Genomic DNA, 16,442 nt, shown 5'->3' on the forward strand with positions numbered 1-16,442 from the left:
CCACCACCGCTGCCCCAACCGCCTTGGCCACCATTACCGCCATAACCCCCCTCACCGCCTGGCAGGTTTGACTTCGCGGTGAGTTTACCACCAATGCCGCCTTGGCCACCATTACCGCCAAATCCCCCCTCGCCGCCATTACCACCATTGCCGGTTTTGGTGATCAAACCAGCAATCTCGCCATTGCCACCATTGCCACCGCCAATCCCGTAGCCACCATTTTCACCGTCGCCGCCTTTGTAACGGAACCCACCGGCATTTTCTCCCGCTTTAGCTTGGGCGTAGCCGTTCTGTTGGGCTAGATAGAGAGGCCAGTTTCCCATGCGACCTCCAGCACCACCAGTGCCAGACTGGCCATTACCACCGTTCCCCCCGATCGCCTGGTTGCCGGAAAAACTACTGTTATTGACAGAAACATTGCCACTGTAGATAAATAGGGCCCCTCCCATACCCGCACCGCCCCCAGCATCATTGCCCCCATTCTGTCCCTGACTCTTAGCGGCTTGGAAGACAACAGAGTTAATGGTCACGTTGCCACTTTTTACAAATAAAAGGGGTTTATTGTTCTGAGCGTTTAGGGCATAACCATTCCCCTCAATAGTTAGTGTTCGAGTGCCAATATTGATGGGTTTCATCGGGTCTGATATATCAACATTGTCATTCACAATAATCGTGGTATCTTCATTGAGGTCATTATTGATAATGTCGAAGATATCGTACAGAGTAAGGTCTTTAGAAACCGTGTAGGTAAACATGATGTTCTGTGGGCAAATAAGGAAAAGTAAGGTGCGTAAAAAGTGAGCCTAAGCCAAGAATTGGATTTGGAAAACCGCATTATTGAAATCGAAATCACTGATGCCTAGGTTGCTGGGTAAGTCCTCAAAACCGAAGACACCACTATTGGTTCCCTGGGCTTTACCATCTTGAAAGCTTAGGCCATCAAGAGCAAAGGTACCATTCTTGACAAAAAAGATGCGTTTGCCGTTATTGCCACTGACGGCACAACCATTACCATTGACCACTAACCCCACATCTTCGTTGATCAGCAGTAGTTGTTCGGAGAGGATACTATCTCCTGTGATATTGATGGTGTCGTGCTCACCATTGTCCTTTGAGAACTGGATAGCGTCATTGAGTTCTTGAAAGGTATCTACGTCGTTGAAAATAGCCATAGTTTGCCCGATCTAAGCAAAAAGATAACTCTGCTAAAAGTAGGCTCACTTTTAGCCACATTGAATCTAGCCTGCCGAAAACTAGGGAAGAAAGTAGCTAGCTCCTTTGTTTTGCATGAACTAGTTTTGAAAAAATCCGAACTATAGTTGGTAAATCACTCGCCAGAATCCTGTTAGAACAAGAACTCTAATACCCTTCGGCCTTATTTTTCAAAAAGTTTACTTATATCTGCTATCTGCTCCTCAGATGGAAGCATTATAACAAGCCTGGATAAAAAGTTTGGTAAAACCAGGTAAAGTTTTTTTGCAAGTCATGTTGGATGCGTTGAGGAATGGAGTGTTTCTGGGGAAGTCGTAGAGCAGAGTAGGTTTGATGGCGGTACTTGTAACGATAGTGGCTATCGCTCTCGTGGGGGCTGACTGTCAAATTTTGCCAGTCAAGTTTAATAGGAGACACCCCTAGCCATTGAAAAATATTTTGAATGACAATGGACGGTTCATTCATCAGATGCTCAAAAACAACGTAAAAAAGACGTTGCTGAAGCTCGGGAGAAATATCTTGCAAAGCTTCAATTCCATTTAAAGGAGCGCCAATCACTCCATTTTTTCCCAAAAGGTTATCGGCACGATCATAACGAGATAAATTGGCCAAATGATCCGGAAAATCCAAGAGTAAAGTTTTTTGATGCTGTGCTTCAATAGAGCCGTAAATCTGTCCTAATTCTCGCACACATACCAGCATTTTAAAATTTGGGTCGAGATGATTAATGGTTTCAATATGCTGAAGCCAGCCTCGATTTTTATCCACAACCCAAGTCTTGTCTGTTTCTGCAAACCAGCCGTTGATGAAACCACGAAATGCATTAAGAAGGCGTTGATAACTCTGTTCAAAGTCTACATCTAGCTGCGCTAACCAAAAGTCGTTATCACTGAGATTATAGCGTAAACTCATCACTGTTGGACAGAGGGGAGAACTGTGGCCAGGACAGTAAATTTCCGGGTGATGTCTCAAGATTTGGCAGAGCAGCGTTGAACCAGCACGGGGCAAGCCTGTTACATAAATAATTCGTTTATTAAGACTGTATCCTGAAGTTAACTGAAGCATTAAGTTTGCAAGGAACGCAATTAAAAGCAAAATTGCACTCTTTACCATTTAAACTCCTGGACACCCCGAAAAATCGAAAGATTGTATAAAAACGGGGATATAGAAGTGCAAAAGGTATTTGATTAGGAGAGGAAAGTGTTTCTCGTTTTCCGAAAACTTCTTCAATTATGAATCCACAATTTTACATTTTATCAACCATTACAATAGAGTTATGGCTATTTAAAATGAAATTGAGGCGGCGTTCACTTCTACAAAATTTGAGTCAGGGTTTCACCCCATACAAATTTTGTCCTGTACTTATGCTGAGGCCACTTCTCGCAAATTAGTTTTGACTTTCAGCAATAGATCTTGCGGCAAAAAAGGCTTTTGCAAATTATCACTAACCCCAGACATTTTGGCCTTGATGCTATGGACTAAATTGTCATTCTCCACCATTAACATAATGGGCACCTGTTTAAGCTGGGGTGATTTACGACATAGAGAAGCTAACTGGTAGCCATCCATTTTTTCCATGTCAGCATTAATCAAAATTAAATCAGGACTTTGACCTTGGAGGGAAGCCAAAGCCTTAAATGGGTCGGTAATGGTGTTAACTCGATAGCCACCTTTTTCTAAGGTATATTCGACAACGTGCTGATGGGTTTGGTTTTCGTCCACACTAACCACCAAAGGACGGTTATCAATGGCAATTTCCTGGTAGGGGAGCATAGTAATATCCCCGGCTTTGATTAAATTCCGCATGGCGATCGCCAATTGGAGAGTGCTCAATTTGGTGGCACTGGCAATGTCATAAAGACAATTCAAATTTTCCAAACTCTGTTGAACAGCTTTCCAGAACTCTTCTGTGGTCTCGAAATTAGCCTTTGCTAAAGTCCCCTGCAACTTCCGGACATCCTGCACCAAAGGCCGTTGAAAGGGAGAATTAATTTCTGAACGTAATTCCCACCAGTAATTTACTTTCTTCTCAATGGGCCCCACCGCCTGCTCCAAATTCAGATTCAAGAAAAGATGTCTTAATTTGTTGTTAGGATCTAGGCGATATTCAGTTTTAGGTAGGGAAAGGGCCTGGACTAGAGCCTCTTGGGTAAACTGGGTTAACACTGACCGAGTTTGCTGAAAGGAAAAATACTTTTTTTTCCATAGCTCACAGATATAGTTATAGTCACTATCCAACTGGGCGGGCAGTTGCAGATGACCCTGCTGGAACAACTTGCCCAACATATAATTCAGACGCTTCCCATTACCCACCGCGCTGTTAGCGAAGTGAATTTTGCCGTTACCCAGGTAAATTTGCCAATCAACAAATTCATCAAAGGGATTGCGGATAACCAGTTGACCGGTGAACTGCTCGGCCATTAACTGCTCCAATAGCTCCCGAGGAATCGCCCGTTTAATCTCATTATCTTGAGATTTTTGGAGCCTAGGGAGCTGCAATCGATTAGCCATGGCACGATCCTCGGAAAAGGGCAGGGTCAAAGCGGTCATAAAATTTTTAATTTAGTTATTGATTTAGCTAAAGATAAATAACGGAGCCGATGCCCGAAATTTTAAAAACCTAATGGGCGGCGATCGCCTTGCTCGAAGTTTTGGTGGAACAACAATGGTGGAGATAATGGGTCATCTTATCTTCGTTCAGGGGACAACTGAAGAAAAAACCCTGGAGCACATCACACTGCAAAGATTGAAGTAAATGGAGTTGGCTTTCTGTTTCCACACCTTCTGCCACCACAATCAATTGCAAACGTTGACCAAGGTTGATAATGCTTTCGAGGATAACTTCCGCCTTTTGGTGCGTCTCCAGATCCGCTAAAAAAGATTTGTCAATTTTTAACGTGTGGACGGGCAGTTCCTTCAGCACTGATAGGGAAGAGTAACCAGTGCCAAAATCATCGATCGCCAAATATACCCCCAATCGTTGTAGGTCCCGGAGAACCCCAATGGTGTGCTGTAAATCTTTAAAAATTAATCCTTCGGTTACCTCCAACTGTAGTTGGGCTGGGGGCATATCAGTTTCCTCCAGAATCCGCTGGACCGTCTGGGCAAAATCAGCTTGCTGCAACTGTTGCAAGGATAAATTCACCCCCAACAAAAAGGGAGGCACCCCCTGGGCTTGCCACATTTTATATTGACGACAAGCGGCCCCTAGGACCCACTCGCCAATGGCCGTTACCAGTCCCGCTTCCTCCGCTATGGGAATGAATTCTGTCGGGGAAACATTACCCAACCTAGGATCTTGCCAACGGACCAGGGCCTCTACCCCCACCAAATTAATTCCCTGCCCATCCCATTGGGGTTGAAAATCCAGCCTGAATCCACGCTCTGTTACCGCCTTAGCTAGGGCCTGCTTAATATATTGCTTGCGATCAGTGGAGGCTGGGGTGGCAATCTCAGCCTGAGAAAAACTATTCTCAGCCAAGGACAGGGGAAAGCGTGGAAATATAAACATAGATTTTCCAGGATTCAATAGGGATGGCTCCAGGGGAGGAACTTGGCGACCGGCGGACTCTCTTTGGAGGTCTAGGTCTAGGCACAGGACAGAATCAATACATAGGATTCAGGAAGGGAAATCTTAAGATTTTCTTAAGATTTTACACTAAGATTCTTAAGGGATTGTTAAGCCAGTGTTAAGAATTGTAACAGAGTCTCAGGATAGAAACAATCAGCCAATCGATTTAATCCTCTTGCCAGGCCAGACAGAATCCAAGCTTTGTGGATAAATCTAAATTAACTGGAGCAGATGGTAGCTAGCCTGGCGATCGATAGTCCGTAACATTCAGCACCTTTGCCCTTTGAAAGGGGGGTAACATGCACAAAAGTTACTTTAAGATTGCGTTATTTGCATTTAAAGGTTGACTTCGACCGCAAAATACGAACAGAGGGTCATTAATGTCAAAGCTGGAGTGGGGTTGGGCCGTTGTGTTTGTTTGGGTAATGGTTTTAGAAAGTTGAATTGAGTTTATTCTATTCACTGCGGTTCGCGATGGTCGGTATCAACTGTCACCTTTGAGCCTTAAGTCGGGGGGGAGTGGAGCCGTTAGAGTGATGGTTTCTTGGGTACGGGGATGGAGAAAACCCAGTTGGTAGCTGTGGAGAATATAGCCACCGTCACTTGGCCGGGCGTTGGTTTGATGGTTGAAAGGGACACCGCCGGGGCCGTAGAGGCGATCGCCAAGCAAAGGGTAGCCCAAGCTGGCCAGATGAATGCGAATTTGGTGGGGTCGGCCTGTGGTAATTTCCACCTCGAGCCAAGTTTTGTCCGCAGATCGAGCCAGGATTTTGCCGTAGCTGTGGGATTGTTTCCCATTGGGGGTGGCAGCGTAGATGTATCCCAGTTGGGGGTAGGGACTCTTGCCGATCGCCTGGTGACATTCAAATTGTTCCGGCAAAGTACAGGGACCGATGAGGGTGCGGTAAATTTTGCGGCAACAACGTTCCCGAAATTGACGACTGAGTTCCCGCCTCCCCAGGGCAGAACGACCAAGCAATAAAAGCCCTGAAGTGCCCGTACCTAAACGATGCAGGGGAAACAACGACTCCTGGGGAAACTGAATTTTTAATTGTTCTAAGACGGTGTGGTAAACAAAATTTCCCCCCGGTAACACCGGTAATCCCGCTGGCTTATCAATGGCCCAGAGGTCTTCATCCTGGTACAACACCGATAAGCTCAGGGGCACATCCGGCTCAGCCCATGGCGATCGCCAATAGGTGAGAATTTGTCCTGATTGCAGAGGGTGATGGGGATTGATGGGCTGACCATTGAGCTGAATTTGCCCCCGTTCAATGCGTTCTTGCCAAGTTTGGCGATCGGAGTGGCCATAGCGTTGACTGTAGAAATCCAACACTGTTTGTCCAGCCCCTTTGGCGTTGATCCGGTCAGTGTAAAGCCAACCTTGATTAAGCTTATTTCCCAATCAATTGCTCCTCAATTTTCCCCCTTAAGCATACTGTCATGAAAAAAATCTTTGAGGGGAGCCCTGGTAAGGTTATCTACAGATATTGAATATAGTCTATTGTTTCTTTATTCATCATTGGTGTTTGTGAAATAAATTCATTCTGTCAACTGCTGATCTCTGGCTTAAAACTGTTCCATAAATTGACGGTCAATGTAGTCCTTAAGCCTCCACCAACACTGGCAGTAACTAGCCCAAGGCCCCCAAAGGGCGATCGCCTTGCCATCTCCGGTGCCCAGCAAACTCAGGTATTGGGACTGGGGGATAAATGGTTTTAGGTCTTTGCCTAGGCCAAATCTGCACAGATTGTCGAACAATGGCTTTCCTTGGCGCACAGCAAATACCCCCGCCTTGGGTCGAGGCTCGTCTACCATGGTTGCCACATCCCCCGCCGCAAAAATATGGGGATGGGAATAGCTCTGTAGGGTTGGTTTGACCGAGATAAAGCCCCGGCTATCTAGACTTAAGCCGGATTGGGCTAACCAAGGGGCCGGACTAGCTTGGGTTACCAGAAACACAGCGTTAACCGATCGCCAATGGTCATTACTCTCAAGTTTGTAACAGGTTAATTGATTGTCATCGGGGGAAAACTCGCGCTCAATGGTGGTGACAGGACGATTTAGTAACACGGTAATATTTCGCTTCGCCAACAATTTCTCAATCAGTTTTCTGCCCTGGGCACTATGGCGCGATAACAGGGTTGCGCCCCGTTGCCAAATTTGCACATCTAACTCTATGGCGGGGAAAAACTTCGCTAAACGAGCTTGCACATTAAAAGCCAACTCCACGCCCCCGGCCCCTCCCCCGGCGATCGCCAAGGTGAATTTTTCCGGTCGATGCTGGTCAATGTTTTGCAACAGAGCTTGCCAAGCGGCTAAAAATTGGGGCACCGGCTTAGCGGGAATGCCATATTCTGCCCCGACAATATCGTCAATAAAGGGGGTGCTGCCAATGTCAAGGGAAAGGTAATCAAACCTCCACTGTCCCCGCTTCTGGGTGGTTAGTAAATTGCGCTCTGGGTCAATGGCGATCGCCCTATCTTCCACAAAGTTAACCCCCGCTGAAGTGCACAGCCTGGGTAAATCAATATGACTTTCAGCATGGGAATAAAAGCCCGCCACATGCCCCGGTAACATACCGGAATAGGGAGTTTGCTCAACGTCGCTGATTAACGTTAGGTCCACAGCGGCCAGGGGATGGCGACGCCAATGTTTGAGCACCAAAGCATGGCTATGGCCTCCCCCCACCAGCAGTAGTTTCTTGGCCATTTCTGTTGATCAACTAGATCAGCATTAGGCGCATTAAATTTCCGCCACTGCCCTTTCAATTAAGCGGTGGGCTAGGGTTTGGATGCCGGTGTGCTCGTAGTAATTGGTGGACATATCAATGAAGGCGGCCAGGTAATCCATTTTGTCCTCCGTCACCTCCATGAAATTCCGCAATTTGCCCAACACTTTCTCCCTAGTAAGCTGGCGATCGCCGACAAAACCGGTCATCCAACCCTGCACAGAACCAAAACTTTCACCGATAAAATCCAGTTGACTGCTGGTGCTATTGCCGGGAATGAGGGGCTTAATTTTATTAAAAGTCTTATTTTCTTCCAACTCCTTGGGGGTCAACTTTTCCAAAAAATCCATGGTGGTCAGGACAAAACTGGGACCAAAGGGAATGATGCCATCAAAACTGATCAGGGCGGCCATGCGCATCAAAGACTCACCACTGTAATCCGTCAGGGAACGGACAAAATCCCCAATGCTATTGCCGGGAATGCCGTTAATTTGGCAGAAAGCCACCAATTCCGCCACCAATTTAATGGACAGGTCAATGGCCTGGGCCTTTTGGGGATTGGGGGTAATTTTATTTAAAAAACCGAGGAAATTAATACTTTCTCCCACCTTATTGGCCAGGGCCGCCGCTCCCAGAGCACTGTCGGTGGAGTCCACGGTTTGGTAGAGCCAGAGGGCATTTTGATAACCCTGGGACTTATCGTTAAACAACCACACTGCCCGATCGCCAATTTGTTTCACCAAGGCAGGATCGGTTTCCCCAGTCACTTTTTTGATTGTATTTTCAAAACCAACCAAATTTTCCCATTGCCCCGGCACAACAAAATCCAGGGAATTGAGCAACATCACCGTCAACCCGCCCGTAGGTAGGTCATCCACTAACTTAAAAATTGGCTTACTCACGCAAAAAACTCCTGTTTGATCGGTGGACTATGGGTTGGGAACTTTGGTAACTAAACGGTTTTAACTTTTTTTCTAATTTCCTGTTAATTCCTGGCGCTCAAATTTTCTAGCCCCTTGAGATCAAACTTAGCCAACCAAGCTTCCCGCTCCTGGGGAGTGAAAGACGGCGATCGGGATAAAACCTTGACCTGATAACGATCGCCCACCAACAAAGCCGTGCCAGTGGTACCCTGTTGCACCAAGGGAAAACCATCAATCGCTTGGGTGCTGGCCTTAAATTTATCCGCTGCGGTGGGATTATTTTTGACGTCATTGATGGACATTACCGCCACATCTTGACCATTTTGTTTGAGTTTAATTTCCGCAAAGCCCTGCTTTTCCTGGGCAAAGACCCGTTCATACTCCCCCTCAGCTTGGGGGAAAAAGACATTGAACTCTCCCCCTTTGGAGGATTCCTTGGTGACGGCCTCAGCGCCCCGTTGGGTGCTTTCCTGTTGGGCCTGGTCAAACTGGGAAGGGGGTTGACTAGCGCAGGCGGCGGTGCCAAACCAGAGTAGGCCCAGCACCAGGGTGAGGGAAAGGAAGCGGGTGAGTCTTTTTCTCATGGTTAGGGGGGTGAGTGTTGACAGCAAAGGGAAAAATGGTAGATAGGAAGCGAGGTTGGCCGGAGTCGAACCGGCGGCCCAGCGCTTAGGAGGCGCTTGCTCTATCCGTCTGAGCTACAACCTCAGGTCAACAACTTATTCTGCCATATCCCCTAAATCATACCCTGAGCGGTGAAACCGGCCCCCGGTCAATTTCCCTGGTAGGGTACAATTCTTAATTGGCTTAGCTTTGTTTAATTTACAACCCGCCTGTCTTGGACAACGAGGGCCCGACCGGTACCCAGGGGCGTTTAGGATCGAGTGCAGTGGATTTATTTCAAACTTTTCAGACCCATAATCCTGTTATTGGCGTTGTACACCTCCTACCATTGCCAACTTCGGCCCGTTGGGGGGGCAATCTCACCGCCGTCATTGAACGGGCGGAACAAGAAGCCACGGCCCTTGCCGCTGGGGGGGTGGATGGCATTATTGTGGAAAACTTTTTCGATGCCCCTTTTCCCAAACAAAGGGTAGATCCGGCAGTGGTCAGCGCCATGACCTTAATTGTCGATCGCCTGCAAAATTTGGTGGTGGCCCCGGTGGGGATCAATGTTCTGCGTAACGATGCCCATAGTGCTTTGGCGATCGCCAGTTGCGTGGGGGCAAAATTTATCCGGGTTAATGTGCTCACGGGGGTCATGGCCACAGATCAGGGCTTGATTGAAGGCAATGCCCACGAACTGTTGCGCTATCGGCGGGAATTGGGCAGTGACGTGGCCATCCTGGCCGATGTGCTGGTCAAGCATGCCCGACCCTTGGGTACGCCCAATTTAACCACCGCTGTAACGGATACCATTGAGCGGGGCTTGGCCGATGGCATTATCCTGTCTGGCTGGGCTACGGGCAGTCCCCCCAATCTAGAAGATTTGGAACTGGCCACCAACGCCGCCAAAGGCACTCCAGTGTTCATTGGCAGTGGGGCAGACGAGGACAATATTGGTCAGTTGATCCAAGCGGCCAACGGGGTAATTGTGGCCAGTTCCCTCAAACGCCACGGCAATATTAACGAAGCCATTGACCCCATCCGGGTCTCCGCTTTCATTGAAGCCATGGCCGAGGGGTTAAAGGCCAAGCCCACTAAGTCGACAGGGGTGGATGCTCCCACGGGGACAAAATCAGTGGTCTGTTGAGGATTTTGTCGTTTAATTACAAAATTTTGCTGGATTTAGCCAAATGAGTTTCCCTAGCATCAACTTGGGGACTAAATCTGGCGAAAAACCCGTTTTTTCCTATCTGAGCTAAACAGATGCAACAATCTTCCCCCATGGCGATCGCCAGAATTTTGGATGCCAATTTAAACCGGGCCCGGGAAGGGTTACGGACGGTGGAGGAATGGTGTCGTTTTGGTCTGAACCATCAGCATTGGGCAGAGGAATGTAAACAACTGCGGCAAGCCCTGGCACCCTGGCATCAAGATGATCTGCGGGCGGCGAGGGACACCCCTAATGATGTGGGCACCCAGTTGACCCATCCCCAGGAAAGCCAACGTACTGATGTGCGGGCGCTGTTGCAGGCCAATCTCTGTCGGGTGGAAGAAGCGTTAAGGGTGCTGGAGGAGTACGGCAAACTGCGAGATCCGGCCATGGGAGCCTGTTGCAAACAGTTACGCTACCGGGTTTATGCCCTGGAAAGCGGGTTGTTGGGAGCTAAACTAGTGCAAAAATTAAGACAGTGTTCCCTTTACTTGGTCACTTCTCCCCAGGAAAATTTACTAGCTACAGTGGAAGCGGCCCTCCAAGGAGGATTGAAGCTAGTCCAGTATCGAGATAAGGACACGGAAGACCAGTTAAGGTGGCAACGGGCGAAGGATGTGCGGCAATTATGCACCCAGTACGGGGCTTTATTTTTGGTCAATGACCGAGTGGATTTAGCTTTAGCAGTGGATGCCGATGGAGTCCATTTAGGACAGCAAGATTTACCCATTGCCGTGGCCCGTCATCTACTGGGGCCCGATAAAATCATTGGCCGTTCCACCACTAACCCAGAGGAAATGGCCAAGGCGATCGCCGAGGGATCAGATTACATTGGTGTGGGCCCCGTGTATGCCACTCCCACTAAAGCCGGGAAAAAGCCCGCTGGTTTGGATTATGTACAGTATGCGGCCGCCAACTCCCCGCTGCCCTGGTTTGCCATTGGGGGGATTGATGGGGGAAATCTGGGGAATGTTATGGAAGCTGGTGCCAACCAGGTGGCGATCGTCCGGGCCATTATGGAAGCCCCAGATCCCAGCCAGGCCACAGCCCAATTGTTAACTCAGTTAGGCAGGATAAATTCTTAGGCGACGGTTCGGTTCATCCCCAAAGCTATCCGACTGCAAACGGTAATGTTCCACCAGTTCGTGTTGCATCTTGCGTACATGGGGCGATCGGGGTAACAGTTCCACCGGTTGCCCTGTGGGAATAACAATCTGCTCCACAGCTAAACGGGCTTCCTCCAGGGCTTCTAACTCATCGTTACTGCCACTGCGGGTAAATAAACGCAGATCCGCCGCCTCAGCTTTGTGGGGTTCGTCCATGCCCAAAATCCGTTTCAGAGCCCGGCTAATTTGGGGAATGGTGTTGGATTTAACCCCATAGACGGGCACCTGGATGCCCTTGGCCATCTGTCGTAATTTCTGGTTGCCTTTGACATGGGAGCGCAGGGCCAACACCGCATCGGCCTGGTGGACATCTTTGGTGACGGCCACTGGTAATTGCAAGATTTCAATCACCTGGTCTAACTGCGATCGCCCGACGCCGTAGGGGTAAACATAAACCGGCAAATCTTCACCGTTGGGCCCCGGCACCCTGACTTTGGGTTCATCATCCCCTTCCCACTGTTGCCAGGACTGTTCCAGTAACCGCTCAAAATCCCGCACTTGGTCGGCGTTGGCATGGAGGGGGGCTTGGGGTTTCATTCGCCCAGTGGAACGTAAACCTGTGGGTCTTGGCCGCAACTGGCGATCGTCCACTAACCCCAAAGAAAAATAGGGGGGGGGTTGGGGCGTTTTTTCCTGGGATTGGGCTTCCACCGTTTCGATTTGTAGCTCCCCTTGCTCATTCATATACCGTAACTGTTCCACCGGAGGGCGGCCCCGTAACAGATTATCGATGGTCAAAGCCACATCACTATGGATAGTCCATTTTTGCCGCTCCAACATTTCCACTGCCATGGCAAAGGTGGGGGGAGCCTTCCTTTCCAACACGGTTTTTTGGGAACCCCGCCGCCGGGCTTCGTCATCCCCCAATGTCACCGCTTGAATGCCCCCCACTAGGTCTGAGAGGGTAGGATTTTTGATTAAATTCTCCAAACGGTTACCGTGGGCTGTGCCGACTAATTGTACTCCCCGTTCCGCAATGGTGCGGGCGGCTAAAGCTTCCAATTCGGTGCCAATTTCGTCGATGACAATCACTTCGGGCATATGGTTTTCCACTGCCTCAATCATCACCTGATGTTGCAATTCCGGCCTGGCCACCTGCATTCTCCGGGCCCTACCGATCGCCGGATGGGGAATGTCCCCGTCCCCGGCAATTTCGTTGGAGGTGTCGATGATCACCACCCGTTTATGCAAATCATCTGCCAGCACCCGGGCAATTTCCCGCAGAGCAGTGGTTTTGCCTACCCCAGGTCGCCCCAGCAGCAGTAGCGATTCCCCGGTTTCCACCAGATCTTGGATGAGGTTAATGGTACCAAACACCGCCCGGCCTACCCGACAGGTCAAGCCGATAATTTCGTTGGTGCGGTTACGGATGGCGCTAATGCGGTGCAAGGTTCTTTCAATACCCGCTCGGTTATCACTACTGAACAGCCCCACTCGGTCGATGGCATATTGCAAATCTTCCCTGGCGATCGGACTATCCCCCAAATAGACAGCGGTGCCGGGGAAGCGGGCCTCCGGTAATCGCCCTAGGTCCATGACCACTTCCACTAACTGTTGCCGCTGGGGGTGATCAGCGATGATGGCTTGAATAGAACGGGGCAGAATGGTTAATAGCTGTTCGAGGTCGTCAACGGGGTAATCCTGATGGGCCAGGCTAAATTCCGACATTATGATGGTAAGGGCTGAGTTTATAAAATTTTCTAATTACCTACGAAGATAACAAAGGAATCTGCAAAACTGGGATGATTTCTGCCAAAATCGACTAGTAACGTTGAAGGGCAATGGTTCCCACCGCAGTCAGAGAAAGTCTTGACCGGGAATCGCCCCAAACCAAGGGGACTAAAAATGACAACCACCATATACAGCAGAGTTATCCGCCCATTATCCCTCGGCGATCGCCGGAGTTTGTCCAAGTCTTTACTGAAAAAAATGATGGCAGTGGGCCTGGGATTAACTTTGGCTAGCTTCGGTGTGGCCCCTGCCTTTGCCCAAACCCTGAGCGAAAAAATTGTCGCCATGGAAAAGGCCCGGGAACAGGAATTTGCCGCCTATTTTGGCGAAAGTCTGGCCGAAGTGACCCAAACCCCAGAGGATATTGCCCTCACTCTACAAAAAATTGCCGCAGAAACGGGCAAAAAACCCGCCGTGTTATGGATCATTCCCGAAAAGGAATTTTTACATTTGGTACTAGTTACCCCTGACCTAGACCCCGTGGTGGTGAATTTACACGACGTACCAGAGACAGTATTAAGACCGGTAGTGGCCACCTTTCAGCGGGAATTACAACTATCCCAAACCGTCAATCGCCGGGAATCGGCCCAACAATTGTACCAATGGATTATTGCCCCCTATGCTGAAACCTTAGAAGCCCAAGGCATTGACACCTTGCTCTTTTGCCTGGGTAATGGGGTGCGGGGTTTACCCATGGCCGCCCTATTTGATGGCCAAGAATATCTCCTGGAGAAATATAGTCTGACCAATATCCCTGCTTTTAATTTGATTGATAGTAACTACAAACCACTTCACCCGGGCAATATTTTGGCCATGGGGGCATCGGAGTTTGCTGACCAAAGTCCTTTGCCAGCAGTGCCAGTGGAATTGGACAATGTCCTTTGGGCAATGACCATGGATCGTACAGACGAAAAACGTTGGCAGGGGGAAACTTTTCTTAACCAGGATTTCACCATTGATCGTTTCCAGACAGAGTTGGCCGAAAGGCAACCAAACATAGTTCACCTGGCCACCCATTCTTTTTTTCGTTCCGGTAAACCCAGTAACTCCTACATCGAGTTTTGGGACGATAAGTTGAATTTGGACAAAATGAGCCAAATAAATTGGCCGTCCTCAACTTTAGAGTTATTAGTGCTGAGTGCTTGCCAAACTGCCCTGGGGGATGACGAAGCAGAACTAGGTTTTGCTGGCCTAGCCCTCAAGGCTGGGGTTAAATCGGCCTTAGCTAGCTTTTGGAATGTGGATGACGGGGCGACATTGGTACTGATGACTGAGTTCTACCGACAATTGGGTCAAACCACCACTAAAGCCGAAGCCCTACGCCAGGCCCAACTAAAAATGCTCCGGGGAGAATTGACCTCTGAACTGGAACAGTCGGGCATTTCTCGGGGGGCGATCGCCCTGCCACCATCCCTAATTGATCTGGGGCAAACGGATTTTTCGGCTCCCTACTACTGGGCATCTTTCACCATGCTTAGTAGTCCTTGGTAAGCGTTGGTGAGCACCGGTAATCCATTAAGTTCTTGGCAGTACCCTTTGTTACTCCAGGTGGAAGCTTGGTAAATTCCACCCATAGAGGGGTGCGCTTAGACTCAATGTTATGATCTATTTAACACCCTCTCCTATCCTATTTTTTGGCAATGGCTTCTGTTTCCTCCCGGCCCAGTAACGGTCTTTCCGCCCCAGAATCCAGCACTGTTCCCTCCCCCCAAAAGATCAGTGCCCAGAGGAGTATTGCCTCTCCGGACGCCATTTCTCCCCGTATTCCCGCTGCTAACACAGCCCAAATCATCAAACTCCAGCACCATCTGGAAGGACATCGAGGCCAACGGTTTATTTTGGTAATTCAAGATTTTCCTGACCCCGATGCCCTCTCCAGTGCCTGGGCATTTCAACTGATTGCGGCCCAGTACGAAATCCAGTGTGAAATTGTTTATGCTGGCACCCTTTCCCACCAAGAAAATATTGCTTTGGTGAAGCTGACCGGCCTGCCCGCCAAACGCTGGGGCCCGCAAATGCTCAAGGATATTGACCTCTCCGATTACCAAGGCTGTGTATTGGTGGATAGCCAGGGCACCAATAGTCAACTGATGCCTTTAGTACAAGAAGCCGATATTCCCGTTGTGGTGATTATCGACCACCATAGCCAGCAAGAGGAAGTAGAAGCGGAGAATGCTTTTGTGGATATCCGTCCGGGCAGTCGTTCCACCGCCACTATTTTGACTGAATATCTCCAGGGGGGCACGTTAGATTTCAATAACAGTAACCCCACCCACGTTAAATGCGCCACCGCGTTGATGCATGGCCTGCGCTCCGACACCATTAACTTGCTCCAGGCCCAGGAAGCGGAGTTTATGGCGGCGGCCTACCTCAGTCGCATCTATGATGCCCAGTTACTCAATGCAGTCTTGCAATCGGCCCGCTCCAAACGGGTGATGGAAGTGATTGAGCGGTCTTTACAAAATCGAGTCGTACAAAATAACTTTTCCTTGGCGGGGGTGGGTTATCTCCGCTACGAGGAACGGGATGCCATTCCCCAGGCCGCGGACTTTTTAGCCACGGAGGAAAACGTACACACCGCTTTGGTTTACGGCATTGTCCATGACCGGGCCAATGATATTGAGTTAGTCATTGGTTCCCTCCGCACCAATAAGCTGACTCTAGACCCCGATGAATTTTTAAAAGATAGCTTGGGGATGGACGGTGCTGGACGCTACTACGGTGGTGGCCGAGACATGGCCGGGGGGTTTGAAATTCCCGTCGGTTTTCTAACGGGATGTAATGACCAAGCGGAATATACCAAGCTGAAATGGGAAGTGTTCGATCGCCAGTTGAAGCAGAAATTTTTCCGCCTCATTAACCCCGACCATCGGGTGGTCCATTCCTAATGTCGACTAGGATTTGTATGGCCCAGGGAAAATTGGGTTTCATCGAACCAGGCTTAACCTAAATTGACAGATTCCCGACGGGATCCTGGGCAAGGAACATGCGATCAGTAGGCAGGGAAGCTACTGGTTCCGTGAGGGAAAAGGTGCCAGCCTCCAGCCAAGCTTTGAGGGTTTCCGCCACTTCCCGGGAACGGGCAATGCTGGCCAGGGGAGCCACCCGTACGGTTTTGCCTTCAATGGTAATTTTGCCGCTTTTGAGCTGGCCGTAGGTAACTAAACCAAAGGTGGGCCTGACCCGACGGGGAATGGAAAAATCCACCACCGGAGCCACAATGTCTTCATCCGTGACGGCACATTGCTCAATTACTTGTTCATTCAACACAGGAATGGGCACCCCCACCCCC

14 protein-coding genes, 1 tRNA gene and 1 pseudogene are annotated in these 16,442 nt (G+C 49.3%); 4 read left to right on the forward strand and 12 right to left on the reverse strand.

The window, feature by feature from the left end; translation table 11 throughout:
* The 10 genes and pseudogenes from IQ219_RS20440 to IQ219_RS06640 all read right to left on the reverse strand — a co-directional run.
* Positions 1-755: pseudogene (locus IQ219_RS20440) on the reverse strand (hypothetical protein); the annotation flags it as partial.
* Positions 756-803: 48 nt separating this feature from the next.
* Entirely contained in the window at positions 804-1,172 is a 369-nt protein-coding gene (locus IQ219_RS06600) for a DUF4114 domain-containing protein (protein ID WP_194072105.1), read from the reverse strand.
* A 256-nt stretch (positions 1,173-1,428) separates the two neighbouring features.
* The gene (locus tag IQ219_RS06605; RefSeq protein ID WP_228016762.1) at positions 1,429-2,325 is read right to left on the reverse strand and encodes a sulfotransferase; all 897 of its coding nucleotides are present in this window, start codon (positions 2,323-2,325) and stop codon (positions 1,429-1,431) included.
* Positions 2,326-2,574: 249 nt separating this feature from the next.
* Positions 2,575-3,762, reverse strand: a complete 1,188-nt coding sequence (locus tag IQ219_RS06610) for a response regulator (RefSeq protein WP_194072106.1) — start codon at positions 3,760-3,762, stop codon at positions 2,575-2,577.
* A gap of 70 nt (positions 3,763-3,832) precedes the next feature.
* Positions 3,833-4,723 carry a bifunctional diguanylate cyclase/phosphodiesterase gene (locus IQ219_RS06615; RefSeq protein WP_194072107.1) on the reverse strand — a complete coding sequence of 297 codons (891 nt, stop codon included), beginning with the start codon at positions 4,721-4,723 and terminating at the stop codon, positions 3,833-3,835.
* A 544-nt stretch (positions 4,724-5,267) separates the two neighbouring features.
* Complete coding sequence (locus IQ219_RS06620; RefSeq protein WP_194072108.1) at positions 5,268-6,188, reverse strand: RluA family pseudouridine synthase; 921 nt, start codon at positions 6,186-6,188, stop codon at positions 5,268-5,270.
* A gap of 164 nt (positions 6,189-6,352) precedes the next feature.
* Positions 6,353-7,495, reverse strand: a complete 1,143-nt coding sequence (locus IQ219_RS06625) for an FAD-dependent oxidoreductase (RefSeq protein ID WP_194072109.1) — start codon at positions 7,493-7,495, stop codon at positions 6,353-6,355.
* Positions 7,496-7,528: 33 nt separating this feature from the next.
* A complete protein-coding gene (locus IQ219_RS06630) occupies positions 7,529-8,416 on the reverse strand; it encodes a hypothetical protein (RefSeq protein WP_190597080.1) in 888 nt (295 codons plus the stop codon).
* 83 nt (positions 8,417-8,499) lie between these two features.
* Positions 8,500-9,021 (reverse strand): hypothetical protein, encoded by a 522-nt coding sequence (locus tag IQ219_RS06635; protein WP_194072110.1) that lies wholly within the window; start codon positions 9,019-9,021, stop codon positions 8,500-8,502.
* Between the two features lie 50 nt (positions 9,022-9,071).
* Positions 9,072-9,145, reverse strand: a tRNA-Arg gene (locus IQ219_RS06640).
* Between the two features lie 181 nt (positions 9,146-9,326).
* Between IQ219_RS06640 and btpA the strand changes: the two genes are divergently transcribed.
* Together btpA and IQ219_RS06650 are read left to right on the forward strand one after the other, a co-directional pair.
* On the forward strand, positions 9,327-10,190 hold the full coding sequence (gene btpA, locus IQ219_RS06645) for a photosystem I biogenesis protein BtpA (protein ID WP_190597083.1): 864 nt from the start codon (positions 9,327-9,329) through the stop codon (positions 10,188-10,190).
* A 116-nt stretch (positions 10,191-10,306) separates the two neighbouring features.
* Positions 10,307-11,338, forward strand: a complete 1,032-nt coding sequence (locus tag IQ219_RS06650; protein WP_194072111.1) for a thiamine phosphate synthase — start codon at positions 10,307-10,309, stop codon at positions 11,336-11,338.
* Here IQ219_RS06650 and IQ219_RS06655 read toward each other — a convergent pair.
* Positions 11,318-13,087, reverse strand: coding sequence for a R3H domain-containing nucleic acid-binding protein (locus tag IQ219_RS06655; protein ID WP_194020211.1), 1,770 nt, complete (start codon positions 13,085-13,087; stop codon positions 11,318-11,320). The genes IQ219_RS06650 and IQ219_RS06655 overlap by 21 nt on opposite strands.
* Positions 13,088-13,264: 177 nt before the next feature.
* Here IQ219_RS06655 and IQ219_RS06660 point away from each other — a divergent pair, with 177 nt between their 5' ends.
* The gene (locus IQ219_RS06660) at positions 13,265-14,641 is read left to right on the forward strand and encodes a CHAT domain-containing protein (protein ID WP_194072112.1); all 1,377 of its coding nucleotides are present in this window, start codon (positions 13,265-13,267) and stop codon (positions 14,639-14,641) included.
* Between the two features lie 149 nt (positions 14,642-14,790).
* A complete protein-coding gene (locus tag IQ219_RS06665) occupies positions 14,791-16,038 on the forward strand; it encodes a bifunctional oligoribonuclease/PAP phosphatase NrnA (protein WP_194072113.1) in 1,248 nt (415 codons plus the stop codon).
* 58 nt (positions 16,039-16,096) lie between these two features.
* Here the strand turns inward: IQ219_RS06665 and IQ219_RS06670 are convergent.
* Positions 16,097-16,442: homocysteine biosynthesis protein (locus tag IQ219_RS06670; RefSeq protein WP_304650687.1), on the reverse strand; the 346-nt coding region annotated here is incomplete at its 5' end.

Origin of the sequence: Synechocystis sp. LEGE 06083, assembly GCF_015207725.1 — a bacterium.
GTDB classification, from domain to species: domain Bacteria; phylum Cyanobacteriota; class Cyanobacteriia; order Cyanobacteriales; family Microcystaceae; genus Synechocystis; species Synechocystis salina.